The sequence below is a fragment of the Lederbergia citrea genome, assembly GCF_018343525.1.
Classification (GTDB): Bacteria; Bacillota; Bacilli; order Bacillales; family Bacillaceae_C; genus Lederbergia; species Lederbergia citrea.
Window position 1 is genome coordinate 30,322 of sequence record NZ_JAGYPH010000003.1, and the last position, 26,382, is coordinate 56,703.

The following is a 26,382-nucleotide window of genomic DNA, read 5'->3' on the forward strand; positions in this document are numbered from 1 at the left end:
CATTAAAGTGGCAAATCTCGTCATTCACAACTTTCAACAAATACTGCCATGAGCAAATTCATTTATTTTTTTAATGGTTAGCAAGAATCCGCCCGGGGATAACCACCATGTCCCATTTCGTAGCCAGGATATCCGCCGTGACCCATGCCGTAACCAGGATAACCGCCATGACCCATACCGTAGCCAGGATAACCACCGTGACCCATGCCGTAACCAGGATATCCGCCATGACCCATACCGTAGCCAGGATAACCGCCGTGACCCATGCCGTAGCCGGGATAACCGCCGTGACCCATGCCGTAACCAGGATAACCGCCGTGACCCATGCCGTAACTAGGATAACCGCCGACACCCATACCGTAACTAGGACCTCCAAAGAATTGTCTTTCCATTTTTATATCTCCTCCTCAAATTGTTTCAAACCTAGTGTATGTGTCCATGTTCAAAGAGGAATAGGTATTTGCCTATTTACAGTTGGGATTTTTCAAAGTGCTTTTACTTATAGTGAATTTAAGATTTCCTTTGTGTCGTTTTTCGGGCTATTAACGAGTGATGAAATTTGATAGGATTCCATTTTTTCGGCTGAAAAAGGCATCTCAATCCATTCCAAATCAGCATAATTTTCGAATGGACACGTCAAATTTTGAAGGTATGTTGGGTCAACTTACCTGAATTAAAAAAGGTATCGGTATCCCCTCCCCGAAACCTTTGTACCAAACACTACATATTAGCTTGTTTCACCAACTCCTCATTCATTTCTATTAAAGTGGTCTCTGCCGCCTCTTCTGGAGCTTGCTCAATAGTTATCCCATCTTTTGTAATTTTTTCTATCATCTGAGAGAGCAAAGTGAGATCATTCTGCCGAAATATTCGACTGTTATTCGTCCCCCGTTCAATTCCATAGCCCCTCGCTTCTAAAATCACTGCATATTTCCCAATGATGCTAACTCCAATTCCCAATGACTTTGATGCTTCGGAAGAAAATATTTGTTGTCCCACCGAATTCCTTCCTGTTTTATGTTAGTAATACATTTCAACAGGAGGCTATGCATGTCCTTTCATTAAACTTGTAGATTGAGGGGGACTTTTTGTCAATTAGCTTATCAAATTTTCGAGTGAAATTTCACAGGATTCACTTCATTTGTGCAACATCGACAAAAACCAAACAGCATGGTTTTGTTCATCAGCTGCTGCTCTGTTAAATCTTCGACGAATATAAGGGTGGATTGCTTGATCAGCGATTTCATGATAAAAATCAACAGTATGCTGTTCATCCTCGAACGCAAATTCAAGACCAGCTTTATATTGATCAGGGCATTGCTCAGATATTTGGGGATGTGGCTGCTGATTCGTTATTAATGTATATATTGCGCAAAATTCATTAAAATGGCGAATCTCGTCATTCCGAATTTCATTGATGCGGTCTTTTTCTGTTTCTGTCGAAGACATGGTAATCAACTTCCCATAGCAATTAATCGCACTATACTCTCCATTAATAGCTTTTGCTATCTTGTTTACCAGTGCCTTGTCTTGATGAAAATTATTCAATATGACCATCTCCTAGACGATGTTTTCAAACTTAGGCTATGCACTGGTAAAAATAGTGTGCCTAAGTAAAAGTGGAAGGGGATGTTAGTAAAACGTAAAAAAGCCGATTTCTCCCTTAGTGGATTAATCGGCTTTTTTGCTAATCTAACATGCTTTTGTAAAAAACTTGATTTCGAAATTGCTTATAATGTAGAGCTATATTCAACCTTTTTTCCCCTTCACTCTGGAGGAGTATTTGGCAATATCCTCCGGGACTCTTGTAATACTTTATTTAAAATATCAATACCTTTTAGAATATTACCAACTGGTTTAATTATGTGCTTATAATGAATTTAAAATTTCCTTTGTGTCGTTTTTCGGGCTATTAACGAGCGATGAAATTTGATAGGATTCCATTTTTCCGGCTGAAAAAGGCATGAGTAAACTCTTTAAATAAGCCTCGTCATCAATTGAACGGTTAAGCCAGGCTACTTCCGCTTCCTTCGACAATATGACCGGCATTCTATCATGAATCCCACTCACCACTGCATTTGCTTCTGTAGTAATAATCGTACAGGAATGGATGACTTCCTCATTTTGCTCCCAGCGATCCCATAATCCTGCGAAAGCGAAAGGTTCCTTGGATTTTAGTTGGAAGCGATATGGCTGTTTGTCTGCCCCAAGCTTTTTCCATTCATAAAATCCATCTGCTACGACTATGCATCTGCGACGTTTTAATAGCTTTTTAAAGCTAGGCTTCTGATCGATGGTCTCAGCTCTAGCATTGATCATCTTATAACCAATTTTCGGATCCTTTGCCCATGACGGGACAAGCCCCCATTTCAGCATGCCAGCTCTATTTCCTGTTGAAGCATTAACAATCGCAAGAACGCTTTGACTTGGAGCAACATTATACCGCTCAATCCATTCCAAATCAGCAAAATGATCAAAGCCAAACCGCTCCGCCAAACTCTCCCCATTCGCAAACAAACTATATCGTCCACACATCCACATCAGCCCCTTTTTTCGGGTGGTGACAGGCACCACCCGAATTTTGTCGAATAACATTTAAAATTCTGCAGTAATTGGTAGTTTTATGGGTTGGTTAATGATTGATAGATCTCCCCGCAGCATTAGTTTTGCTTTTGATGTTGGTGCTTCGGGTTTCCAGTTGACGCTTTTAAATTGGTCAGGACAGAAATAGCACTGTATGTTTATGAACTGTTCTGGAATATGGCTCACTAGTTCTTCTAAAGCAGGAATTTCCTTTGCAATCACATCATACAGCCTACATGTTTCTTCATTTACCTCAAATATCATTATTGCTCCGAGTTCCTTAGAATAATACAAGTTTTTGTTGAAATATGAATGATACATATTTAAATAAAACGATGAATCATATGCGAGTGGCCAAAAGCGCCGCGATAGCGGTTGACGTTCTCCCATCAATGTTTGGATAAGCTTTAAGTCATCACGGGAGAAAAAATCCAACTTCTTTAGCGTTGATGTCTTTTTTTCATGAAAAATCCGAGCTGAAAAATAGCTTTGCTGTAATTCCCGAAAGCCAAAAGGTATGTATAGTTTCGGGTTATCTGTCATAAGCAGCATGCAATCATACTCTTCATCAATCGTTTCAAGCATCTTAGTAAAAAGTTGCTTCATCAATCCTTTCCTTCGGTAATCTGGGTGGGTCATCACAGACTGAATACCAGCTGCTTTAATTATTTTCCCTTCAACAAGAAGAGGCATCGAAAACATAGATACGTTCGCAATGGCTTTTTCACCAGCAAAGTATGTATAGGGCTCATATGTCTCATTCCAAAATCCACAATCGTAAAAATCACGAAGTAAGCCCGGATCAATTTGGAACACTTCTTGAAATAATATATATAGTTGTTCACGGTCTTGTTTCACTTTCGAATATTTTCTTTTAAATTGAAGGAGGTTCATCTCAATTTTTCCCCTTTTTCGAATATTAAACCATATTAATCATTGACTTAAAAGAAAGTACTCATCTATCATATTGAGAAATGAAGTATTGGGGTGGATGCGGATGGCCGAAAACGTGAGATTAGTTGAACCTTCGATTGAATTTAAGGAAGCATACGTAGAGATGATTGCTGAGTGGATAGAAGCTGGGGAAAAAATGGTTCCATTTGTATTACGAATGGATACGGCTGATTTTGATGGTATGTTGACAGAACTTGCCGGATTTAAAAAAGGCATCGGTATCCCCGAAACCTTTGTACCACACACTACATATTGGCTTGCGGATGAAAATGACAGGATCGTTGGATGCATTAATATTCGTCACAATTTAAATGACAGATTGCTAAAAATCGGCGGTCATATCGGTTACGGAGTTAGACCGAGCGCACGCAGGAAGGGCTATGCTTCAGCAATGCTAAGACTAGCACTTGAAAAAGCAAAAGAAATGGAACTGAAAAAAGTACTAGTCACATGTAATAAAGATAATATCGCCTCAGCCAAAACCATTATCAACAATGGCGGGAACCTAGAATCGGAATATAAAGAAGAAAGCGGGAACATCGTCCAAAGATACTGGATTGACAATTACAAATAAAATTCGACATAAATCGGGTGGTGCCTGTCACCACCCGATTTATTTGCGGGCTCGGCCTGATTTGATGAGCCATAGGTGGACGAAGAATTCGATTACGGTTAATAGTGCTGCCGTAAGTATGGCTCCTCCAACGGTCACGTAGGCTCCGGGAAAAAAATAGCTAAGTATATAGATGAAGAAAGCCGAGATAACAAAATCTGTTGCAGTGCTGATCCAAAACGTACCTTTTTTCAAAATGGCTACTTCCATTAAATAACCCGCTAATGATAATGTAACCCCGATAACAATCGGTTGATACACATGCGGATAATTAACATTTGTTAAGAAATTTGCAGCTATGATTAAAACAATGGGGGTAACAATGATTTTCATTATAAAATTTAACAAGTCAAAAAAGCCTCCTTCACAATTTGGCATTTGAAAGCCATATATGCAAAGGATGCCAATTTTGGATGAAAATTATTCCGTGTGATAATTCATCGTGAACTTTTTAACGTAACGACAACGATTTCCGGCCGATTGAAAATTCTATAAGGGACAAGGCTGTTCCCAAGTCCACGATTGACGATCATATTTGTGATACCTCTTTTATGATCGCCAGCTGTATAAGACGGAAACCATCCTTGACCAGGTGCGATTAGACCGCCGATTCCAGGGATGCGAACTTGGCCGCCATGCGCATGTCCAGTAAATACAACATCTACTTCGTTTTCGACATAAACATTAAACACTTCAGGTCGATGCGATAGCAATAAAGTGTATGTTTGCTCTGGAATTTTAGACATCGCTGCGTCCAATGATTCGCCCACAACCACTATTGGATCTTCTATCGCGCGCATAAGCGGATCTTCAATTCCAGCAATTGCTATCGTTTCTCCGTCTTGCTTTAACAGCTCAGTTTCATTGGCCAAAACATGGACACCTAAAGATTTCAAAGCCTCCGTAATTTCGCTTACTTGATTGACGGCAACTTCATGGTTCCCCGTTACGTAATAAACACTCGTGAATGTGACAAGCTGTTCAACCAGATCGAGACTATTATCAAGATCGTAACGGTTGCTATCGATTAAATCACCGGTAACAAACACAAGATCAGGTTTAAGTTTTTTCACCTTTTCCACAAGACGAGACTGTTTTTCACCAAATGTAGCGTCATGTAAATCCGAAAGCTGTACGATTGTTAATCCGTCAAATGCTTTAGGGATACGATCTGATTTGATTTCGTATGTAGTCGTCTGCAGCCAATTATTATTTAAAAATAGAAAAATATAAATCACTGCAATGAATAGTATAAGTTTAAGTATTTTGCGTTTCATTATAATAAAATCCCTCTCGAATAAGTTAAATATATAACTACTAAAATATATCATACCATTCCAAATAATATTCGAGAGGAAAAAATAACCCGGTCCTCTATCGAATGAGGACCGGTCCTGTTTATTCTTGCTGCTCTTCCTTATTATAAAACTCAACACTATACATGGCGCCTTCGCCAACCATTCTTGTATCTTCTAAATCATGTGGGTCGGGATTACCCGCTTTTTCGATAAGATCATCACAGGCACTTGGGTTCTGTTCACACCAAAAGTCCATTACTTTATCCTTTACTGAGTAAAAAACTTCCTTGACTTTATTTCTGTTATCCTTGGAAGACAAATAAGAGGCACCTGCAACCCCAATTCCCAACAGCATATATGGACTGATGCTTTTTGCTTTCCCCATCTTATCTTCCTCCTTTTGCTTTGTTTTTTATTTACCCCATTTTTTTGCAAATCAAGCCGGAAAAAGATGACAATTGTATTAAAAAATAATATTAAAGATTACTTACCGTTTCATTAGCCTTCGCCGCCTGTATAATTTCCTTGATTTCATCCCGTTTTCCAGCAGCAAGAAGCTCAACAATTTTACTGCCCACAATCACCCCATCACAATACTGTCCTAGTTCCTTCACCTGTTCAGGAGTAGAAACCCCGAACCCAGCAAGTACAGGTGCAGCAGAAAGAGTTTGCAGCTCTTGTAAATACTCGGGCAACCCATCTTCATAGCGAGTCCTAGCACCTGTCGTCCCCTTTACTGTCACCGCATATAAAAATCCTTCCGTCCGCTTCGCTATTTGCTCAAGCCTACTTTGCGGACTAGTTGGCGCAGCAAGTCGAATCAGGGCAATTTCATGTTGAGCAAAAACGGGAGCCGCCATTTCTTCTTCTTCAAGTGGCACATCCGGAATAATTAACCCATCCACGCCAACTTCCTTGCAACGTTCAGCGAATTTTTCAATTCCGTAGGCAAAAATTAAATTGAAATACGTCATAAGTACGATCGGGATCGTCCTGGATTCTTTCCATTCTTCCAAGCTATCAAGTACACCTGCTAATGTCGTTCCATTTGCCAGCGCCCTTAATCCAGCTTCTTGAATAACGGGACCATCAGCAACCGGATCAGAAAAAGGAATACCTAATTCCACGACTGTCGCGCCGCTCTCTTCTAGAAATAAAATTTGTTCTTTTAAGTTTTCAATTCCTCCATCACCCGCCATAATATAAGGGACGAAGGCCTTGTCACCATTTTCAAGAACACCGGCAATCGCCGCATCAATCTTTGCTTTACCCATTGTTCACCCCTCCAATCGCTTCCCTTACTTGCGCTACATCTTTATCCCCTCTGCCTGACAAACAAATAACAAGCGTCTCGGATTCTTTCATTTCTTTTGCCAGTTTCATCGCATAAGCAACGGCATGGGAGCTTTCAAGTGCGGGAATGATCCCTTCCGTTTTTGCCAGCAGCTGAAAAGCTTCCAGCGCTTCTTCATCTGTTGCGGAAGTGTATGTAACACGTCCTGAATCTTTCAAATAAGCATGCTCCGGACCGACGCCTGGATAGTCAAGACCAGCTGAAATTGAATGTGCACCTTTGATTTGGCCTTGATCATCCTGTAAGAGATATGTGAGCGTCCCGTGTAAAACGCCTGCTTTCCCATCTGTTAAAACAGCAGCATGCTTCCCGGTATCAATCCCGGACCCTGCAGCTTCCACACCGTAAATTTTGACATCCTGATTTTCCACAAACGGAAAAAACATCCCCATGGCATTACTACCGCCGCCAATACAAGCAACAACTGCATCTGGGAGTTTGCCTTCCTGTTCGAGAATTTGCTTCTTCGTCTCCTTGCCGATCACACTTTGGAAGTCGCGAACGATTTTTGGGAAAGGATGTGGTCCAACGACAGAACCTAATATATAATGGGTATCTTCAACATTTGCGACCCAGTAACGTAAAGCTTCATTTACTGCATCTTTGAGCGTGCCGCTTCCTTGGGACACACTTCTCACTTCCGCTCCAAGCAGCTCCATTCGAAAAACATTCAATTGTTGGCGGCGGATATCTTCTTCCCCCATAAACACAATACATTCTAGACCAAGGAGAGCACATACCGTTGCTGTTGCCACCCCGTGCTGGCCCGCACCCGTTTCAGCCACAACTTTCTTTTTCCCCATTCGGAGTGTCAAAAGCGCTTGACCAATCGTATTATTGATTTTGTGTGCACCAGTATGGTTTAAGTCCTCACGTTTTAAATATATTTTCGGCCCACCCGCAATCTTCGAAAGATTTTCGGCAAAATAAAGCGGGGTTTCTCTTCCGATATATTGTTTAAGATAGTGATCCATTTCCCGTTCGAATTCCGGATCAGCCACAGCTTTTTCATACTCTTCTTCCAATTCCAATACTGCGGTCATCAATGTCTCCGGTACAAATCGTCCTCCAAATTGACCGTAGCGCCCTTTTAAATCAGGTGATGTGTAAACTGCCAATTTCTTCACGCTCCTCTAGTTTTGCTTCTCTAATAAAGGCTTTTATTTTCTCCAAATCTTTCTCCCCGTCTGTTTCCACTCCGCTTGAAACATCGACGACTGCAGGTCGAACAGTCTTTATCGCGGCGACCACATTTTCAACATCCAAACCGCCTGCTAAAATAATTTTTTCTTTTGGAATATCTAAATCCGCAAGTAAGCTCCAGTCAAATGGGATTCCGCTCCCACCGCGATATTTTACTCCGGGACTATCAAGTAAATAATAGGCACAGTCATAATCTGAAATTTTATCAAGGTCAGTTTTTTCTTTAATGGAAAAAGCTTTGATAACTGGCAGTGGCAGTTTTCTGCAAAATTCCGGTGACTCGTCTCCGTGTAATTGAATATAATCATGCTTTGCCGTTTTTGCGATTCGAATAATATTTTCATAAGTCTCATTCACAAAAACGCCTACTGATTTTACATGATCCGGAAGCTGTGCAATGACTTCTCCAGCTTTTTCCGGAGCGATTCTCCGTTTGCTATCCGCAAACACGAATCCAAGCATATTTGCGCCTGCTTCGCTTGCAGCAGCTGCCGCTTCCGTTGTCAAGATGCCACATATTTTCACCTTCACCTATTTCACCGCCTTCTGGAATGGAATGCGTATATCATCCATCGTTTCGGCGATATTTTCTGACCTCATCAACGTTTCTCCAACAAGGATTGCCTTTGCTCCTGCGGCTTCCACTTCTTCCACATCAGCCTTCGTTCGAATACCGCTTTCACTCACTAGTAGAATATTTTCATTTCTTAGCATTGCAGCCACACGTTCTGTTACAGCCAAGTCCACCTCAAAAGTTTTTAAATTCCGATTATTAATCCCAACAATTCTCGCACCAATACGTAGGGCAACCTCTGCTTCTTCCTCATTATGAACTTCGAATAATACGTCCAAGTTCAGCGACCTAGCGTAATGATATAACTCACGAAGGCGATTTTCCGGGAGGGCTGCGGCGATCAATAAAATAACGCTTGCCCCGTGATCTTTTGCAACGTCAATTTGTACCTCGTCGATCATGAAATCTTTACAAAGCAGCGGGACTTGAACGGCTTCTCCGACTGCAGAAAGATCTGCCATTGAACCTTTAAAAAAAGTCCGGTCCGTTAAAACGGAAATCGCTCCAGCTCCCGCTCGTTCATAAGCGAGGGCTTGGGCAACAGGGTCTATATCTTGATTAATGACTCCTTTTGACGGTGAAGCTCGTTTCACTTCTGCTATCACATTCATCTCATCTGCCCCTTGGAAACTTTCGTAAAGTGAAGGTCTCTGCTTACAAGGTTCTGATTGATGTGAACTGTATATCGCCTTTAGTTCCCCTACTTCAATTTCTTTTTGTGCGATGATTTTATCTAAAATAGTCACCTTACATCACTCCTTGCTTTGTTGATTGCCCGCTTTTTTTAATTAAAAATTCCAATTTACCTAAGGCTGCACCTGAATCAAGACTATTTTCTGCTAGTTGAATGCCTTCTTGAATGGTCGATGCTTTACCATTGGCAAAAATCCCAATTCCCGCATTCAACAATACTGTGTCACGAAACGGCCCCTCATCTCCATTAAGTACGCTCATCATAATGAGGGCGTTACGTTCCGAATCTCCGCCGAGAATTTCATCATTTGCATAAGTTGGAAATCCGACTTCTTTCGGGTGCAGTGTAATTTCCTTTAGGTCCCCGTCTTCTAAAACGACAAGATGGTTATCCCCTGAAAGTGATGCTTCATCAATATGGCCCGCTCCATTAATAACCACCGCCCGTTTTCTGCCGAGCTGCTGAAGCACACTTCCCATGAGCTTCAGCTTATCACGTCGGTAAATCCCCAATAATTGACTATCCAGTTCAACCGGATTTGTCAGTGGTCCAATTAAGTTGAAAATCGTCGGTACACGCAAATCTTTTCTTACTTTCATGACAGCCTTCATGCCGGGATGAACATGTGGTGCATATAAAAAGGCAATGCCATTTTCAGCGAGAAGCTCAGCTGTTTCCTCGGGACTGTTATCCAGTGACACGCCAAGATATTCAAGTACATCCGCACTTCCCGTTTTGCTGGAGACACTCCGATTCCCGTGTTTTGCAACCGTAATGCCCGCACCAGCAATAACAAAGGCGGAAGTCGTACTTATATTAAAGCTGTGTGAGCCATCCCCGCCCGTCCCGCAATTGTCCATCACACTGCCGGGGACTGATAGCGTAGCAGGGGATCTTTCCCGAATTGCGTTCACTAAGCCGGCCACCTCATCCGCCGTTTCTCCTTTTAAAGCAAGCAAGCCAAGCAACGCGCCACATTCACTTTCTGAAGCTTCACCAGTAAACAGTAATCGTGCAGCTTCCGTCATTTCGTCCATGCTTAAATTTTCTCCGGCCATCAGTTTTTGCAAATACGGTTTCATTTCAATTCCTCCTTATTTTATAATGCCTAAGCGCCTTGTTCAGCCCTCGAGGGGCTAGGCAGCCTTGCGCTAGATTCCAAAATTAAATATAAAAAAGCCCTCCGTAAACACACACAATATGTGCGTTTACAGAGGGCGATCAGTCCGCGGTGCCACCTCTATTGAAGAATTACCTTCATCTCTTCGGATACAAATGTATACCCTATCCTGTTAACGGTGGAAGCCGGGTTCCCCTACTTACGTTCAGGCAACCTCTCATAAGTCCATTCCGCCAGGCAGTTCGTGCTGGATTCCCACCATCACCAGCTCTCTAAAACGACTTGCCAGGCGTACTACTCTTAATCAACGATTTTTCAGATTCATTTTTCTGCTGTTGAAATCTCCAAAAAAACACAAAAAGGGCCCCCATCCAAAGGACGAGGAACCCGTGGTACCACCTTTATTAGCTGAATATCAGCTCACTTTGTCAGCAACAAGCGTTATTCGCTTATTGCCCGTCTTTCTAACGCCAAGACATAAGCGCCAAAGCCTACTGTTTTTTTTCACAAAGTTCGGTTTGGAGGCTCAGAAGCCCATTCACTATTTCTGCACACCGGTTTGCACCAACCACCGGCTCTCTTTAGTGCGACAAAACAGCTACTACTCTTCGTCAATGCCAGAAATATTCATTAAGTTTGAATTATTTATCATCTTATCTTTTTAAAATCAGAATGTCAATATGTTTTTTAATAAAATTTTTAAACTTTCCCTCCGTCTACTTTTGCTTGAGTAAATCCTCTGCCTAATATTTCAGATGCATTTAGAAAAATAACGAAGGAAGTCGGTTCCTGTTCCTGAAGAACTTTTTTCAAATAAACAGCTTCCGATTGCTCGACGACACAAAGAATAATGGTTCGCTCCATATTTGAGTATCCTCCAAGGGACTTCACTTTCGTCAGACCGCGATCAATTTCATCTCGGATGATCCGCTGAATTTCCGCTTCTTTTTCCGTAATAATCATCACAAGCTTCGTCGGAGACGTTTGCAATTGAACGAAGTCGATGACTTTGCTTGTGACGTATATCGATATTAACGCAAAGAGAGCGAGTTCTAGGTTGAAAACAATGGCAGAAGCCGCCACAACGAATCCATCGACTAGCAATTGAGCAAATCCACTTGATAAGCCCGTGAATTTTTTCAACAGCTGGGCAATCATTGCTGTGCCTCCGGTTGAGCCGCCCCCTCGGTACACAATTCCGAGACCGATGCCAAGGGCAATTCCCCCATATATAGCACCTAGCATCGCATCGTGAATGTGAAGATCTACATCTTGAGTGAGCCAAATAACGAATGGTACAAAAAAAGTGCCTAATAATGTCTTTGTACTGAAATCTTTTCCGAGAATAAGCAGCCCCACGAGAAATAAGGGCAAATTAATACTAAATTGCACAAATGCAGGATTCCATTGAAATAATTCATATAAAAGCGTGCTGATTCCCGAGACCCCACCTGCCGCGAGTTTAGCTGGCAGCAGAAACATGTTATACCCGAAACCAACGAGCGAAGCCCCAACAATAACTTGAATGTATTCCACAATTGTCTGTTTCGATGTTTGTTTAACCATACTTACACCTAACCTCTCTAATACAACAGCCGTCTATATCTTAACATTAATGGTAACTTTCTTTTAGATTTAACCATTTGAAGAAAAACAATCAAAAAAGCTTAAATAAAAGATCACCGGTCAGAAAATGACCGGTGACCAGTTTATTTCTATTTCACTGGTATTTCAATGACATGATTGTACGTTTTCATATAGTGCATTCCCTCGATTAATAGGTATTGCGGCTCTTTTTTTGTATCAAATAGCAACGTCCGTTCTTTCAACATACGGCCATTTTCTTGCTCAGTTTCGTGTTGTCTGACAGTTGTTTTTAATGGGATTATCTCGCCTTGCGTTTCTATTGAGACACCATCAAGCATGACATCATCATCTGTAGCAATCGTTATTTCGATTCCTTCTGAGGTTTTTGCGACATTTTTCACCCATAGGTCTTTTCCGTGAAGTGAAATCGGCTTATCCATTGCAGCAAGGGAAATCTTTTCTTTTAGCGTTTCATATCCGACAAACTTCTTCATTACCAGTTCTAGCGAATCTAGTTTTTCCGGCAAAGTATCATATCTAATATCAAATTTTATTCCTCTAAGTGAAGATTGACTGCCTCCACCTATTAATGGGATTGGCGTTCCATTCGCGATTAATTCAATTCCCTCTTGCGCAAAATGGACGCGATCAAAATTATCGACTTGGAGCAATCCATTAATGACGGTTAAGGTCGGTGTAGCAGTGATTGAGTGAAAAGTAACTTCGCCTTTATCGACTTTAAGTGTCTTATTAATTGATTGTTTAATCTGCGTATGCATTGCTTTGTTTGGATCATACGGAAAATTAATTTCTTCCCTTGTATCGATGTCATTATAGTGTAACGTTAATTTCTTCGAAAATGGACTAACCGGCTCAAAAGCTGTAGTTCCTTTAATCTCAGTTTTATCGTCATTGAAAATGTACGTACCGCTTTCCATATTTGATTTCGTTAAAAAACCAGTTATTTTTGAAGATAAAAAAGGGTCAACAGTCTGGTCATCAATCCCCTTTGGATTGTGTAACGTATAATACATGATTAGCTGATTAGCATCTGCCATCAATCCATTAATAATGAATTCTGTTCCATCTTTTAGCTTCGTCTTTTTTTCTATAATTTGCCCCATACCTTTATCATTTAATTCCTTTAAAGTACCGTTAGTCACTTCATCAAAACCAAATAATTTCTTGCTATAATAAGCAACCGCATTGTATTGATATCCAAAAATGGTCATAAAAAGTAACGCGACAACCGCGACCTTCCAAATAGCTCCAATTCTCTTTGCTCTTCTTGGAGGTGTCGTATTTAGTGCATTTCTTAATCTCATTTCTAATTCATCTGGTGCCGTTATCGAGTCCATTCGCTTTTTCTCATCAGCTAATCGTTTCTCGATGTTATTCATCAACATCACCCCTAAAATGATCTCTTAGCTTTTTGAGTCCTTGAAAGATTCTTGATTTAACAGTTCCAATTGAAACATTTGTCATATCAGCTATTGTTTGATAATCGAGATCATGAAAATACTTTAATTGGATCGCTTCTTTTTGATGTTCATTTACGTGTAATAGCATCTGCTCTATATCCATTTGTTGTTCACTAGCAATATAAGGGTCATTAGTCAAAGCTTGATCTAATTCCCTATCACTCCATTCATCTACTAACACGAGCTTTTTTCGCTTACGAAGCAAGGTTTTACAACTGTTCACCAAAATGGTTTTACTCCAACTGTAAAAAGCTTCTTCCTTCTTGAGCTGCTCAATTTTTTCAAATAACAGTACAATCATTTCCTCCATTGCATCCATCGCATCATGCGTATTCCCCATATACGTGAATGCAAGCCGATAATAAACATCCTTTTCAGCCATCACTAATTGAAGCAAAGCCTCTTTATTCCCCTTTTTCGCCTTTTTCACTAACCGAACCACATTCATGCCCTCACCTCACTCCCCTATAAGAGTATTAACCTTGAAAAAAAGTTCATTTTTAAATTCGACAAATTTCGGGCCGTGCCTGTCACCTGTCATAAATTGTCGAATTAGAAGAGCGGGAAAGCGTAGTCTTCTTTTTGTCTAATTTCGTTGATTGTGTCGATGAATTTTTCTAGGGAGGTTGTTAGGAATGCGTCTTTTTTGCGGATGAAGACGGTTTTGATTCGGCTATATTGTTGAGGAACTTTATGGCATTGGATCAGTCCTCTTGACTCGTGGTGTTCAACGGTCGATCTTGGAACAAATGTAACACCCAAGCCAGAATAAACACTTCCTAGTATTGTTTCAAGCGTTCCTAATTCCATTAATTTAGATGGAGCCACTTGTTCATCTCTTAGCCATTCCATTAATTTTGCCCTGTAACCGCAGCCGGAATGAAATACTAGAAAAGGCTTCTTTTTAAGTTCATCAATTGTCCCCGCATCTGCATCTGAAACGAGAACTAATTCTTCTTCAAAGACATCGTATTGAACCAAATCAGGGTGGTTGCTTAGACTGCCAGCAGTGACAAACGCCCCGTCTAACCGATAATTAAGCACATCGTCAATGAGCTGCTCTGTTACTCCTGTCGTTAATGATAGATCGATATGTCCATATTTTTTATTGTACTTTGACAAAATAAGCGGCAATTTAATGACCGTTTCTACTGAGCCGATATCAAGCTTGCCAACTGGTATATCCGGACTACGGAAAGCCCTTTTCATATCAGTCACCATAGACACAATCTTTTCGGCATAGACGAGCAATTTTTTTCCTTCCGGCGTAAGGACAATTCCCCGGTTATGGCGGTGGAAAAGTGGTGTATGAAGCTCTTCCTCCAATTTCTTTATGCGTGCTGTCACATTTGACTGTACATAGTTCAACTCTTTAGCAGCCTTACTGATATTTCCCTGTTCAACTACCTTTAGAAAAATATATAAGTTTTTTAATTCCATTTTGTTCACTCATTTCTAAAATTAGGTCGTAATATTATGTAGGTTTAGATAAATTGGCGCTATTCATCGGCCGTGGTCACAGATTTATAAGCCATGTTCACAATATCAATGATAATATCGTCTGGAATTCTATGAAACTCCTCTCTAACATCATTAATAATGATATCTATCATCATTATTAATCATTTTACATGATACTGAATCTATTGTTAAATGGAATATGCACCCATGTGGAATAACCATCTGGAGGGAATACGTTGAAGAAAAGCTTTTTATATGGCGCTTTTTTATGTTTGATCGCCAGTATTTCGTGGGGAGCGATGTTTCCTGTCGCCCATCACTCTTTCCAATATATCGAACCTTTCTACTTTACTATTCTTCGATATATTCCAGTCGCAATAATACTAGTAATCATGTTATGGATGAAGGAAGGGAAACAAGCCTTCAAAACAGAAGGTAGAGGACTAGCTTTATGGTTTTATGGAACGATGGCCTTTACTGTTTATAATTTATTGATCTTCTGGGGACAAGATGCCCTGGGGAATTCCGGTGTTTTACTCGCTTCCATTATGGAATCGCTTATGCCAATGATTTCTGTGCTTATTCTATGGATCATCAGCAGCCAACGTCCAAACAAGAATACGCTTTTCAGTATCGCAATCGCTTTTATCGGCGTTTTGTTTGTAATCACAAAAGGAAATCTTACAAGCTTACTTTCTATGAATAACGAGCTCATTCCGATGCTTGCTCTCCTTGTATCTGTGATTGGCTGGGTAGTCTATACAATGGGTGGCGCACGTTTCGCCAATTGGTCTGCTCTTCGATATTCTGCACTAAGCTGTCTATATGGTACAGCTACAGCGACCGTGATTGTACTTTTAGCAACAGCAGCAGGCTGGGTGGAAGTTCCAACCATTTCAGCCATTCGCTCTGTCCAGCTTGATCTTGCGTTTATGATTATTTTCCCTGGGTTAATTGCACTGCTCGGATGGAATGTCGGCGTCAGTATTTTGAAGCCGGTAAACGGGCTTCTTTTTATCAACTTTGTGCCTGTTACCACTGTTGTGGTGACTTTTATTCAAGGACATGCTTTAACCATTTACGAGTTAATTGGGATGCTATTAGTGATTACAGCGCTTATGCTCAATAACATTTCTCAGCGTCGAAAAGCGGAAAGAGAAATCGTTCCGGAAACAGGCAAGACATTACGATCTGCTTCATGAGAAAAGCCGGTAAACCCATTTTAAAGGGTACCGGCTTTTTTAAAATCTTACAGTTCCTTCTCTCCTGCTGATCCTCTTTTATCCTGTTCATTTTCTTCTCGTTCTTCGACAAGTTCGTCCGATATATCGTCAATTGGCATGACTAGTTGGTCGCGCTGTGATTGTTTTTCTTGATCTTTCATAAAGGCCTCGTCTTTTTCGTTTCTTTCTCTCAACACCTTGTCACGGTTGATTTTGTTTTGGGTTGGTTCATGACTCATGAAAATCCCTCCACTTCGTTTACTTTCCTTTTTCCGAAAATGGCGTGTATAAAACATTTCATATAAATCTATGAACTCCATAAAAAAAGATCAACCCATTGAGGGTTGATCTTAACATGATGATTACGAATAACTTGGCTTGATTTTCCCACTTTGAATTTCTTCTACAAAGTGACATGCTGCTTCGTGGCCTTCGCTCATGTTTGCATGAGTTTGTAATTGCGGCACTTCGGTTTTACAGCGTTCTTGTGCAAACGGGCAGCGCGTATGGAAACGGCACCCGCTTGGCGGATTGATTGGTGATGGAACGTCACCTTTTAGTACGATTTGCGAACTCGCATGCTCAGGATCGGGAACAGGAATAGCTGAAAGCAATGCTTTTGTATACGGATGCTTAGGACTGTCAAACAATGAATTTTTATCTGCAATTTCAACGATTTTTCCTAAATACATCACGATGACACGATCAGAAATATGTCGTACAACACCGAGGTCATGCGAGATAAATAAATAAGTTAAATGATACTCATCTTGCAATTCTTGCAGCAAATTTAAAACCTGCGCCTGAATCGAAACGTCCAGAGCGGATACAGCTTCGTCGCAAATAATCAGTTTTGGATCGACGGATAAGGCTCTCGCAATCCCGATCCGCTGGCGTTGTCCACCTGAAAACTCATGTGGGTAACGGTCAGCCTGATATTCGTTCAAACCGACAGTTTCCAGTAATTCAAGTACACGTTCACGACGTTTTTCTTTCGGAACTGCATTTTGAATTTCCATTGCCTCTGTTAATATATCCGCCACAGTCTGGCGAGGGTTAATAGAAGCATACGGGTCTTGGAAAATAATTTGTAAATCCTTACGATATTTACGCATTTCCCTTTTCGAAAGTGACGCTAGATCAACATCTTTGAAAGTAACTTTACCTTCTGTCGGCTCTTCCAAACGAAGAATCGCCCGCCCAGTTGTTGACTTTCCGCATCCGGACTCCCCCACAATACTGACCGTTTCACCTTCATATACTGTAAAACTTATATCATCAACTGCTTTTACATGATTGACTGTTCGGCCTAAAAATCCACCTTTAATAGGAAAGTATTGTTTTAAACCATCAACTTTTAACAGCTCTTTTTTCGCCATGAATATTCACCTCCGGATCGCCATCCCATTCATCTGAGTAAATCCAGCAACGGATTTGATTACCTTCTTCATCATTGACCAATACAGGCATCTTCGTTCTGCAAAGGTCGGTAGCAAACGGACAACGCGGTGCAAACCTGCAGCCTGCAGGCATTTCATGCGCATTTGGCACATTACCTTTAATTGGAATGAGTTTTTCCTGCTCAATGTCATGACGGGGCAGGGAATTCAACAACCCGACGGTATATGGATGTTTCGGTTTTTTAAATAGAGATTTTACATCAGCATATTCTACTACTTGTCCAGCGTACATAACGGATACAAAATTACATGTTTCGGCAACTACACCAAGATCGTGGGTAATAAAAATTACCGCCATGTCCATACGCTTTTGTAAATCTTTGATCAGACGTAAAATTTGTGCCTGAATCGTTACATCAAGCGCAGTAGTCGGCTCATCAGCAATTAAAATTTCCGGACTGCAAGCAAGCGCCATAGCAATCATTACGCGCTGACGCATCCCTCCCGACAGCTCAAATGGATACTGCTTCACACGTTGTTCTGGAGAAGGAATGCCAACAAGCTTAAGTAGCTCCACAGCTCTTTTCATCGCTTCTTTTTTAGATAGCTTTTCGTGAATGATTACTGACTCACTAATCTGTTCACCGACAGTAAAAACGGGATTCAAGGATGTCATTGGCTCTTGGAAAATCATTGAAATGACATTACCACGAATTCCGCGCATCTGTTTCTCAGATAAATCAAGCAGGTTCTGTCCTTTAAACAGCACTTCCCCTTCTTTCGTTTTCCCGCTACTTGGCAGCAAGCGCATAAGTGATAGCGATGTAATACTTTTCCCTGACCCGGATTCACCGACAATTCCAAGTGTTTTACCTTTCGGAACGGTAAAGCTTACTCCGTCCACCGCACGTACTTCGCCGCCATCTGTATAAAATGATGTCTTCAAATTACGAACTTCCAAAAAGGCTGAATCAGAATGTTTCATTAAAAACTCACCTCATTTCTTTTATGTCTCAATTAGTTCATATCAATTCGTTTATTAAGCAATCTGTATGATATATCTACGATTAAGTTAACGAGAACGAATAGGGTAGAAATGACAAGCACTGTTCCCTGAACAATTGGAAAATCACGCTGACGGATTGCATCAACTGTCAGGCGGCCCATCCCATTGATGGCAAAAATCGTTTCTGTCAGGACGGCCCCTCCGAGGAATGCCCCGAATTCAAGGCCAACGACGGTAATGACAGGAATTAATGCATTTTTTAGAGCATGCCTGTAAATCACGGTGCGCTCTGAAACACCCTTGGCACGAGCTGTACGAATGTAATCTTGTCCGATTACTTCTAACATCGAAGAACGGGTCATTCTAGCAATGATTGCGGCTCCCCCCGTACCTAATGTAATGACGGGTAAAATCACTTGGCGCCAATCGTCGCCCCAGCCCGAAGGCCTCATTTTAAGGAATTCAGGCAGCCAACTCGCATCGACTGCAAACCATTGAATAAGGACAAGTCCCATCCAGAAGTTTGGCATGGAAAGTCCGAATAAAGCAATAATCATGATTGTGACATCAGATAATGTGTAATGACGAACTGCCGAAATGATTCCAGCGATTAATCCGATAAAAACGGCGAGCAAAGTAGAATAGAATGCCAGCTCCACTGTCACCAAAAATCTCGTTTGAATTTCCTCCATTACAGGGCGGCCGCTTCTGATCGAGCTTCCTAAATCTCCTTGTAAAGCATTCGAAATATAAGAGAAATATTGAACATGGACAGGTTCATTTAACCCGAGCTTTTCACGGATTTGCTCAACTGTTTTTTCTGATGCTCCTTCCCCTGCAATGATTTGTGCAGGGTCACCCGGAATAAGATGCATCAATGAAAATACTAAAATAGAAACACCAATTAAGACGGGAATGGTTTGTAATAAACGTCTAATAATAAATTTAGTCAAGTTTCTGCACCCTCCACTACTTCTTCATTTTTGGATCGAGTGCATCTCTCAACCCATCACCGAAAATATTAAAAGCAAGTACAACTAGTACAATCATAATTCCTGGAACCAATACCATATGCGGCGCCTCAGCCATATACGACCTGCCATCACTTAGCATGGCACCCCATTCTGGAGTAGGCGGTTGTGCACCAAGACCAAGGAACGACAAACCGCTCGCAGTCAGAACTGCTGTAGCAATACGAAGCGTAGCTTGTACAATAATTGGAGACATAACATTTGGCAAGATGTGTTTAAATATAATCCGCATATCCGAAGCCCCGAGCGCTCTAACAGCATCTATGTATTCTAATTTTCTGACAGTTAGAGTAGAGCCCCGCACAATTCTTGCAAAAGCAGGAATAGAAAATACCCCGACTGCAATAATGACATTCGTTAAGCTTCCTCCAAGAACACTCACAATGGCCAGAGCCAAAATGATTCCAGGGAATGCAAGTAACACATCCATAATTCTCATGATGATTGTATCAGTAGCACCACCATAATAACCCGATATGATGCCAAAGATAACACCAATCACGCCGCCAATGGCTACGGAGAAAAAGCCAACAAATAATGTAAGGCCCATCCCATGGATTATTCTAGTAAAAATATCTCTTCCAAAATTATCTGTTCCTAACCAATGCTCCGCAGATGGACTCTTCAGTTTATTCAAAATATCTATACCACTTGGATCTTTCGTAGTGAATAACGGTCCTATTATTGCAGTAAGAACAAAAAGTAGAATTAATATGCCACCAACAACAGCCGCTTTATTCTTTCTCAGTCTTTTCCAGATAGTTTTATAGTATTCAATTCGTGGATTTGACTGCTTTTGGCGAACAGTAGGTTGCATTGTTTGTTGAGTCAATTACAAACACTCCTTCCAACTCAAATTTTCTCATAATTACTATATTAACTCACTTACTCTTTGAAAGTAAACACCGAAATTACTATCTTAAAATAATAAAAAATGAATTTTAAATAATATTTATTTATCCGGCAGTTAAAAAATTCCTTTTATTTACTATATTTACCGCCTAACGAATCAATTTTACAACTATACTAAATATTATTAAAAAATAATATAATTACGAATGGTTGTTCTTGAAATATATAGTATGTTATATTTTTTCTGATTACTTTATTAATCAAAATATATTATTGGGGGATAACACCATGAGAAAAAACAGAAAGTTTTGGCTTCTCACCTTAACACTTGTCATGTCCATGTTCCTTGCAGCATGTGCAGGAGGAAGCGACAAGGGCACAGATAAGGCAGAGGATAATAACAAAGGAACTGGTAGCGGCTCCGAAGAAGCGAAAGCTGGCGGAGATCTCATCCTTGATGTATTGTCGGATGCATCATCATTGGATGCACACGGCTCTAATGATGTAGTTTCTTCTAATATTCAAGCGAATATTTTTGAAACACTCGTAAAACGTAATGACAAGAACGAAATCGAACCCGGCCTTGCAAAGTCTTGGAAACAAGTTGACGAACTGACTTGGGAATTTACACTTCGTGATGACGTTACATTCCATGATGGCGAGAAATTCAATGCTGAAGCAGTAAAAGCGAATTTAGATCGTATTCGAGATTCAAAAGTTGCTTCCCCACGCTTCTTCTTATTTGAAATGATCAATAAAGTAGAAGCTGTCGACGATACAACAGTTCGCATTACAACTGAATATCCTTTCTCTCCATTATTGGCTCACTTGTCTCACAACGGCGGTGGCATGATGAGTCCCAAAACTATCGAAGCTGATTATGAGGGCATGAAAGAAGGGAAAGACCCAGGTGCTGTTATTTCAGCAAACCCAGTGGGAACTGGCTATTTCAAGTTTGATAGCTGGAATTCAGGTAGTCAAATCAAGCTTGTGAAAAATGAAGAGTATTGGGATACTCCAGCTCTAGTTGATTCTGTTACTTTCAAAGTAGTTCCTGAAAGTGCTACAAGAATTGCTGACTTAGAAACTGGTAATGCACATATTGCCGACCCTGTTAACCCAAACGAAGTAAAAGGCGTAAATAATTCAGGAAATGCAACAGTAAACCAAAAAGCATCTTCAAGCTTATCTTATATTGGATTTAATACTGAAAAAGAGCCTTTCAATAATGTAAAAGTACGTCAAGCGATTGCTATGCTCATTAATAAAGAGGAAATCATCGAAGGCGTATATGAAGGTTTTGGTATTCCAGCTGTAGGTCCACTAGCACCTGGCATCTTCGGATTCAATAAAGATGTTCCAGTTGTAAAGCATGACGTAGAAAAAGCAAAAGAGCTTTTAAAAGAAGCAGGTTACGAAAAAGGATTTAAAACATCAATCTGGACAAATGATAACCAACAACGTATGGATACAGCTATATTAGTTCAACAAAGACTGAAAGAAGCTAACATCGATGTAGCGATTGAAGTCATGGAGTTTGGGGCTTATTTGGAAAAATCAGCTGCAGGTGAACATGATATGTACATTCTTGGCTGGTCTAACCCAACAGGTGACGCTGACTACGGTATGTACGCTCTATTCCATTCATCACAAAAAGGCAACCCAGGTAACCGTTCTTTCTATGAAAACCCTGAAGTAGACAAGTTGCTTGATGAAGGACGACGTGAAGCAGATCCTGCCAAGCGTGAAGAAATTTATAAAAAAGTCCAAGAACATCTAGTTGAAGATGCCCCAATGGTATTCATTCACCACCAAGAATACTTAACCGGCGTTAGCAACAAAATTGATGGTTTCGATATTGATACATCAGGTATTTACCAGCTTAAAAACATTCATTTTGTAGAGTAATAGAGAATAAACCGGTTCATCATGAACCGGTTTTTTTATATCCCATAAAAATATTTTGTATTATTATACAGCGTTTCGTATATGGACGTTACCTCTTCTTTTTTTAGCTCGGAAATGGCGTTTATTGATTGATGGATCATCCATGGATGCGTCATTTTTCCGCTAAAAATTCCTTCGAATGGCCAAGGTCCATCTGTCTCTACCATCATTTTCTCAATTGGATATATTTTTACTAGCTCCTGGATTTCCTGTTCATATAATACATCAGGGGTGACTGAAATATAGTAGCCATTCTTTATCATCCGCTCAATTGTTGCAACATTCCCTTTGAACCAATGAAAATGCGCGTTTTTGATGTTATACTTCTCTAATAGATCGCAAACAACCGGCGCATCATCATAAACCGCATGAAGAACAATTGGCTTCTCCCACCTTTTTGCTAGTTTCAAAAAAGATTCGAGTAGCTCGATGTAACCTTCCAATCTAAAAGATCTGCTTTCTGTACGTAAATAATACGGCAGCCCCACTTCCCCAATCGCGATCATCTTATCTTTATTTTTCTCTATCCAGGAAATTAATTCACCAACATCAGAGTCCGATGGCAATTCTTGCTCAGGGTGAAACCCGAAAGCGGGCTTCACTTGCAGATATTGATTGGCAAGCTCAATATTCCTTTTGCATGATGCCAAATCAAACGAGACTGAGATAATATTTGTGCATTGAATACGGTTCAAGCCCTTCATCATGAGCTCGATTTCGTTGTCTTGATAATGGTCCAAATGAATATGTGCATCAATGATCTGTCTCATTACCATCCTGCCTTTGAAAAATACTTTTATTCAGCTTTCGCTTCCACTCGAGAAATTCTTCTGTTAAAAGCAATTCTTTATTCCGCGGTCTTTTAAACGGAATCTTAAATTCATTTACCATTTCGGCCGGGTTTGCTGATAAAACAATAATTCGATCTGAAAGAAAAAGAGCCTCATCAATATTATGAGTTACAAATAAAATGGTCCGCTTATACTCAGCCCAAATAGCCAATAGCCATTGATGCATTTCAAGCCTTGTGAAATCATCCAAAGCGGAAAACGGCTCATCCAGGCAGATGAGTGATTGCGGACTTAACAATGCCCTGATAAAAGCAACACGCTGCTTCATTCCGCCTGATAAAGCGTCAGGCAGTGAATCTTCATAGCCTGCAAGGCCAGCTTTTTGAATCATTTCAACTGCTTTCTCTTTATCCGCTTTACCATGCAGCTCTTGCCCAAGCATCGCGTTGTCAATAACTGTCCGCCATGGCAGTAATGCTGGCTGTTGTGGCATATAGCTGATTAGACCTCTTTGACCAGTAATATTATTGCTATCTAAAATAATCTCTCCTTGATCTGGTTCGATCAATCCGCCAATCAGGTGAAACAAGGTGCTTTTTCCACTTCCTGATGGTCCGAGAATTGTAAGAAACTCTCCTTCCTCCACTTGAAGGCTCAGATGTTTCAGCACCTCTTTACCGTCAAAACTTTTAGAAAGTCTTTTGATTTCCAAATGCCCCATCTTACCGAGCCTCCTTTCTCCATTTGATTAGCCATTTTTCCCCTGCAGAAATCGCACCGAAAAATAGTAGGCTTAAAATCATAATGACTAAGATTGCTACAAATACACGATCCGTCCGAAATGATGAGGAGGCTAAGGTCATATAGACGCCGATTCCTTTTTTTGCACCTAACCATTCTGAAATGACCGCGCCCATCACACTGTATGTCGCAGAGATTTTCAATCCAGAAAAAAGAGCGGGAAGAGCATTCGGCCATTCCAGTTTTGAAAAAACTTGAGTTTTTGTTGCTCCAGCCATGAGCATATAGTGCTTTATTTCAGGTGGGGAATTGCGAAAACCGCCTAGGGCAGCAACTGTAACTGGAAAAAAACAGACGAGTGTAATGACAATGACTTTTGGCAGGAGTCCAAATCCGAACCAAATAACGAGCAATGGCGCTAAAACAATAATAGGAACATTTTGCGACAAGATGAGCAGCGGATATATGGCTTCTTGTAATTTTGGAAGTAAATGCAACACTGTAGCTGTCAAGAGTCCCACTGTACAGCCGATGATGAATCCACCAAGTGAAAGTGCAATGGTTGACTGGATATGGGCCTGAAATTGGCTGAATCCGTTGATTGCTTCTGCCCCAATGGCGGAAGGTGCAGGGAGCAGCCAACTTGGAATATCTGCCAATCTTACCGCTACTTCCCAAATAGACAACAAAAGGAGGAGGACCGCTGTCGGCCTCCATCCTTTTTTAATAAACGTTGACATTAGCTATATTTCTCCGTAAGCTGATCCATTGTAATGCCTGTAGGCTGATATAAAATTTTCACTTGTGAGATTACATTACTGCTGCCGATTTCAATCATCCGCTCGTTCATTTTTTCGATTATCTTCATTAATTCGTGAAGCTCACCTTCCATCGTTGTTTCTAATGGATGAACCTCATACTTTACGTCGGATTCTTGAATAATTTTAATCGCCTCATCCACGTAGGGAATGACATTCTCGCCATTTTTCGTTTTCGGAATGATTTGGATACTAATTAGTGCATTAGCCATTCGTGCCCCTCCTATTTAGGTAAAAATTCATTGGTGAATGCTTTTTCAACATTAATCTCTTTTTCGAGCAGGCCTTTTTCATACATCCATTCCATATAGTTTTTCCATACATCTAGTTTCTGTTCTCCCCATCTTGGTGCATCATCTTGATAGCGAGTTGCTAACCATTCCTGGCTTTTTTTCACAAGAGCTGGATCCAGATCAGGTACTGCTTTTATTAAAATTTCAGCTGCGTCTTCATGATTTTCAATCGCATAATTATATCCTTTTGAGACGGCAGAAATAAATGCTGTTACTGTATCAGGATTTTCTTTAATCATTTTCTCGTTTGTTGTAATAACGGGCGTATAATAGTCAAGCTTGTCCGAGTAATCGGTTAGGTAAATCATGTTGATGTCCTCACCGCGGAGTTCCGCTTCGACTCCTGTCCAAGCATAGTATATCCAAGCGAAATCAATATCCCTTTTTGCTGCTGTAAAAAAGTCCGTATCTCCCATGTTGACGATGTCTAACTTATTAATATCTGCACCTTCCATGGACATAAGCGAAGACAGAACCTCTTTTTCAACAGGCGCACCCCAGCCACCATAAGTTTTCCCTTCAAAATCTTTTGGTGTTTTAATATTCTTGTCTGCCATTGAAGCAAAACCCGATGTATTATGCTGGATGACCGCACCAATTGAAACGATCGGAACCCCTTGTACTCTTGCTTCGGTAATACTTTCTTGATAACCGATGCCAAACTCGGATTTCCCCGATGCGACGAGCGCGTCAGCACCGGCTTCACCTGGCATTATGATTTCCACGTCTAAACCTTCATCTTTAAAATAACCTTTTTCCTGTGCAACGTACAAACCTGTATGATTTGTATTTGGTGTCCAGTCTAATACAACCGAAACTTTCTTCAAGCCTTCATTCTTACTGCCATCATTGCTTGCACAACCTGCAAGAAGCAGCAAAATCATGAAACTAAAAAGCAACTTTCTCATCTTGTATCCTCCTAGTTGGGAATGAACCTTCAAAATCGAAAAAACGCCCGGGATATAAAGAACCCGGACGTCTGAAAGAACACTCATTCAGAAAAGCGCAAGCGCCTTGCAATGGAAGAACGGCTAAGGTCGCCACGTCCTGTGGCAACGCCGTCCTGACCTGCATCCTGCAGGCCTCCGACAAGCAAATGTTCTGAGGCAAGAAAGTCCGGTCTTGACTTTTATGCCTCAGGTTATTTGACCTCGAGGGGCTACGCGCTGGAGCTAGACAAGTTAGAAATGTTATACATTCTTATCTCTTTGCTGAATGAATTAACGTTCCCTTCGCTGGTATGAGCCAGAGCAGGTTCAAAGGGTCAGCATCTAAAGGATGCTATCTCAACCGGCCCGACCGGTTCCCCCACATTCCATATTATTTTCCTACATTAGTATAACAGATTAAGAGAAGGA

At 40.8% G+C, this 26,382-nt stretch carries 30 protein-coding genes, 1 riboswitch and 2 other annotated features; of the genes, 3 read left to right on the forward strand and 27 right to left on the reverse strand.

Features of this window, described 5'->3' with window-relative positions; translation table 11 throughout:
• Positions 1 to 77: 77 nt before the first annotated feature.
• The 5 genes from KHA88_RS14740 to KHA88_RS14760 form a co-directional block, all read right to left on the reverse strand.
• Positions 78 to 392: a hypothetical protein gene (locus tag KHA88_RS14740; RefSeq protein ID WP_213122331.1), complete on the reverse strand. Its 315-nt coding sequence runs from the start codon at positions 390 to 392 to the stop codon at positions 78 to 80.
• A 328-nt stretch (positions 393 to 720) separates the two neighbouring features.
• A complete protein-coding gene (locus KHA88_RS14745; RefSeq protein ID WP_213122332.1) occupies positions 721 to 999 on the reverse strand; it encodes a hypothetical protein in 279 nt (92 codons plus the stop codon).
• 138 nt (positions 1,000 to 1,137) lie between these two features.
• The gene (locus KHA88_RS14750; protein WP_213099386.1) at positions 1,138 to 1,557 is read right to left on the reverse strand and encodes a ferritin-like domain-containing protein; all 420 of its coding nucleotides are present in this window, start codon (positions 1,555 to 1,557) and stop codon (positions 1,138 to 1,140) included.
• Positions 1,558 to 1,869: 312 nt separating this feature from the next.
• Entirely contained in the window at positions 1,870 to 2,535 is a 666-nt protein-coding gene (locus KHA88_RS14755; RefSeq protein WP_213122333.1) for an SOS response-associated peptidase, read from the reverse strand.
• Positions 2,536 to 2,595: 60 nt separating this feature from the next.
• On the reverse strand, positions 2,596 to 3,477 hold the full coding sequence (locus tag KHA88_RS14760) for a GNAT family N-acetyltransferase (RefSeq protein WP_213122334.1): 882 nt from the start codon (positions 3,475 to 3,477) through the stop codon (positions 2,596 to 2,598).
• Between the two features lie 103 nt (positions 3,478 to 3,580).
• Here KHA88_RS14760 and KHA88_RS14765 point away from each other — a divergent pair, with 103 nt between their 5' ends.
• Complete coding sequence (locus KHA88_RS14765; RefSeq protein WP_213099383.1) at positions 3,581 to 4,111, forward strand: GNAT family N-acetyltransferase; 531 nt, start codon at positions 3,581 to 3,583, stop codon at positions 4,109 to 4,111.
• Between the two features lie 39 nt (positions 4,112 to 4,150).
• On the opposite strand, the gene KHA88_RS14770 is transcribed toward KHA88_RS14765, so the two are convergent.
• The 12 genes from KHA88_RS14770 to KHA88_RS14820 form a co-directional block, all read right to left on the reverse strand.
• Positions 4,151 to 4,498, reverse strand: coding sequence for a DUF2512 family protein (locus KHA88_RS14770; protein WP_213122335.1), 348 nt, complete (start codon positions 4,496 to 4,498; stop codon positions 4,151 to 4,153).
• A gap of 89 nt (positions 4,499 to 4,587) precedes the next feature.
• Positions 4,588 to 5,427, reverse strand: coding sequence for a metallophosphoesterase (locus KHA88_RS14775; RefSeq protein WP_213122336.1), 840 nt, complete (start codon positions 5,425 to 5,427; stop codon positions 4,588 to 4,590).
• Between the two features lie 121 nt (positions 5,428 to 5,548).
• Positions 5,549 to 5,833 carry a hypothetical protein gene (locus KHA88_RS14780; protein ID WP_213122337.1) on the reverse strand — a complete coding sequence of 95 codons (285 nt, stop codon included), beginning with the start codon at positions 5,831 to 5,833 and terminating at the stop codon, positions 5,549 to 5,551.
• Between the two features lie 91 nt (positions 5,834 to 5,924).
• Positions 5,925 to 6,722, reverse strand: coding sequence for a tryptophan synthase subunit alpha (gene trpA / locus KHA88_RS14785; RefSeq protein WP_213122338.1), 798 nt, complete (start codon positions 6,720 to 6,722; stop codon positions 5,925 to 5,927).
• Positions 6,715 to 7,920 (reverse strand): tryptophan synthase subunit beta, encoded by a 1,206-nt coding sequence (gene trpB, locus KHA88_RS14790; RefSeq protein ID WP_213122339.1) that lies wholly within the window; start codon positions 7,918 to 7,920, stop codon positions 6,715 to 6,717. Before trpB ends, trpA begins: the two co-directional genes overlap by 8 nt.
• Entirely contained in the window at positions 7,898 to 8,536 is a 639-nt protein-coding gene (locus tag KHA88_RS21030) for a phosphoribosylanthranilate isomerase (protein WP_346729192.1), read from the reverse strand. The genes trpB and KHA88_RS21030 overlap by 23 nt, the downstream gene beginning before the upstream one ends.
• Positions 8,537 to 9,325 carry an indole-3-glycerol phosphate synthase TrpC gene (gene trpC / locus KHA88_RS21035; RefSeq protein WP_346729193.1) on the reverse strand — a complete coding sequence of 263 codons (789 nt, stop codon included), beginning with the start codon at positions 9,323 to 9,325 and terminating at the stop codon, positions 8,537 to 8,539. It lies immediately after the preceding gene.
• A gap of 1 nt (position 9,326) precedes the next feature.
• On the reverse strand, positions 9,327 to 10,355 hold the full coding sequence (trpD, locus tag KHA88_RS14800) for an anthranilate phosphoribosyltransferase (RefSeq protein WP_213122340.1): 1,029 nt from the start codon (positions 10,353 to 10,355) through the stop codon (positions 9,327 to 9,329).
• Positions 10,356 to 10,483: 128 nt separating this feature from the next.
• Positions 10,484 to 10,710: a binding site (T-box leader), on the reverse strand.
• Positions 10,711 to 10,764: 54 nt separating this feature from the next.
• Positions 10,765 to 11,017 (reverse strand) — a binding site (T-box leader).
• 75 nt (positions 11,018 to 11,092) lie between these two features.
• Positions 11,093 to 11,959: a YitT family protein gene (locus KHA88_RS14805; protein WP_213099374.1), complete on the reverse strand. Its 867-nt coding sequence runs from the start codon at positions 11,957 to 11,959 to the stop codon at positions 11,093 to 11,095.
• Between the two features lie 149 nt (positions 11,960 to 12,108).
• Positions 12,109 to 13,380 carry a DUF4179 domain-containing protein gene (locus tag KHA88_RS14810; RefSeq protein ID WP_213122341.1) on the reverse strand — a complete coding sequence of 424 codons (1,272 nt, stop codon included), beginning with the start codon at positions 13,378 to 13,380 and terminating at the stop codon, positions 12,109 to 12,111.
• Positions 13,373 to 13,909 carry a sigma-70 family RNA polymerase sigma factor gene (locus tag KHA88_RS14815; protein ID WP_213122342.1) on the reverse strand — a complete coding sequence of 179 codons (537 nt, stop codon included), beginning with the start codon at positions 13,907 to 13,909 and terminating at the stop codon, positions 13,373 to 13,375. Before KHA88_RS14815 ends, KHA88_RS14810 begins: the two co-directional genes overlap by 8 nt.
• A gap of 104 nt (positions 13,910 to 14,013) precedes the next feature.
• Entirely contained in the window at positions 14,014 to 14,901 is an 888-nt protein-coding gene (locus tag KHA88_RS14820) for a LysR family transcriptional regulator (protein WP_213122343.1), read from the reverse strand.
• Positions 14,902 to 15,158: 257 nt separating this feature from the next.
• Here KHA88_RS14820 and KHA88_RS14825 point away from each other — a divergent pair, with 257 nt between their 5' ends.
• The gene (locus KHA88_RS14825) at positions 15,159 to 16,124 is read left to right on the forward strand and encodes a DMT family transporter (RefSeq protein WP_213099369.1); all 966 of its coding nucleotides are present in this window, start codon (positions 15,159 to 15,161) and stop codon (positions 16,122 to 16,124) included.
• 47 nt (positions 16,125 to 16,171) lie between these two features.
• Here the strand turns inward: KHA88_RS14825 and KHA88_RS14830 are convergent, their stop codons facing one another.
• The 5 genes from KHA88_RS14830 to nikC form a co-directional block, all read right to left on the reverse strand.
• Complete coding sequence (locus KHA88_RS14830; RefSeq protein ID WP_213099368.1) at positions 16,172 to 16,384, reverse strand: hypothetical protein; 213 nt, start codon at positions 16,382 to 16,384, stop codon at positions 16,172 to 16,174.
• 123 nt (positions 16,385 to 16,507) lie between these two features.
• On the reverse strand, positions 16,508 to 17,524 hold the full coding sequence (locus tag KHA88_RS14835) for an ABC transporter ATP-binding protein (protein WP_213099367.1): 1,017 nt from the start codon (positions 17,522 to 17,524) through the stop codon (positions 16,508 to 16,510).
• Complete coding sequence (locus KHA88_RS14840) at positions 17,496 to 18,530, reverse strand: ABC transporter ATP-binding protein (RefSeq protein ID WP_213122344.1); 1,035 nt, start codon at positions 18,528 to 18,530, stop codon at positions 17,496 to 17,498. The genes KHA88_RS14835 and KHA88_RS14840 overlap by 29 nt, the downstream gene beginning before the upstream one ends.
• 32 nt (positions 18,531 to 18,562) lie before the next feature.
• Positions 18,563 to 19,504 carry an ABC transporter permease gene (locus KHA88_RS14845; RefSeq protein ID WP_213122345.1) on the reverse strand — a complete coding sequence of 314 codons (942 nt, stop codon included), beginning with the start codon at positions 19,502 to 19,504 and terminating at the stop codon, positions 18,563 to 18,565.
• A gap of 16 nt (positions 19,505 to 19,520) precedes the next feature.
• On the reverse strand, positions 19,521 to 20,399 hold the full coding sequence (nikC, locus tag KHA88_RS14850) for a nickel transporter permease (RefSeq protein WP_213099466.1): 879 nt from the start codon (positions 20,397 to 20,399) through the stop codon (positions 19,521 to 19,523).
• A gap of 323 nt (positions 20,400 to 20,722) precedes the next feature.
• Here nikC and KHA88_RS14855 point away from each other — a divergent pair, with 323 nt between their 5' ends.
• Positions 20,723 to 22,342, forward strand: a complete 1,620-nt coding sequence (locus KHA88_RS14855) for a glutathione ABC transporter substrate-binding protein (protein ID WP_213122346.1) — start codon at positions 20,723 to 20,725, stop codon at positions 22,340 to 22,342.
• Between the two features lie 35 nt (positions 22,343 to 22,377).
• Here KHA88_RS14855 and KHA88_RS14860 read toward each other — a convergent pair whose 3' ends face one another.
• The 5 genes from KHA88_RS14860 to KHA88_RS14880 are packed head-to-tail and all read right to left on the reverse strand — an operon-like array spanning position 22,378 to position 25,932.
• A complete protein-coding gene (locus KHA88_RS14860) occupies positions 22,378 to 23,151 on the reverse strand; it encodes a TatD family hydrolase (RefSeq protein WP_213122347.1) in 774 nt (257 codons plus the stop codon).
• Complete coding sequence (locus tag KHA88_RS14865) at positions 23,135 to 23,893, reverse strand: ABC transporter ATP-binding protein (protein ID WP_213122348.1); 759 nt, start codon at positions 23,891 to 23,893, stop codon at positions 23,135 to 23,137. Before KHA88_RS14865 ends, KHA88_RS14860 begins: the two co-directional genes overlap by 17 nt.
• Position 23,894: 1 nt before the next feature.
• Positions 23,895 to 24,653: an ABC transporter permease gene (locus KHA88_RS14870; RefSeq protein WP_213122349.1), complete on the reverse strand. Its 759-nt coding sequence runs from the start codon at positions 24,651 to 24,653 to the stop codon at positions 23,895 to 23,897.
• Positions 24,653 to 24,943, reverse strand: a complete 291-nt coding sequence (locus KHA88_RS14875; RefSeq protein WP_213099360.1) for an MTH1187 family thiamine-binding protein — start codon at positions 24,941 to 24,943, stop codon at positions 24,653 to 24,655. The genes KHA88_RS14870 and KHA88_RS14875 overlap by 1 nt, the downstream gene beginning before the upstream one ends.
• A gap of 11 nt (positions 24,944 to 24,954) precedes the next feature.
• Positions 24,955 to 25,932, reverse strand: coding sequence for an ABC transporter substrate-binding protein (locus KHA88_RS14880; protein WP_213122350.1), 978 nt, complete (start codon positions 25,930 to 25,932; stop codon positions 24,955 to 24,957).
• Between the two features lie 302 nt (positions 25,933 to 26,234).
• Positions 26,235 to 26,344: riboswitch (TPP riboswitch) on the reverse strand.
• Positions 26,345 to 26,382: the final 38 nt, after the last annotated feature.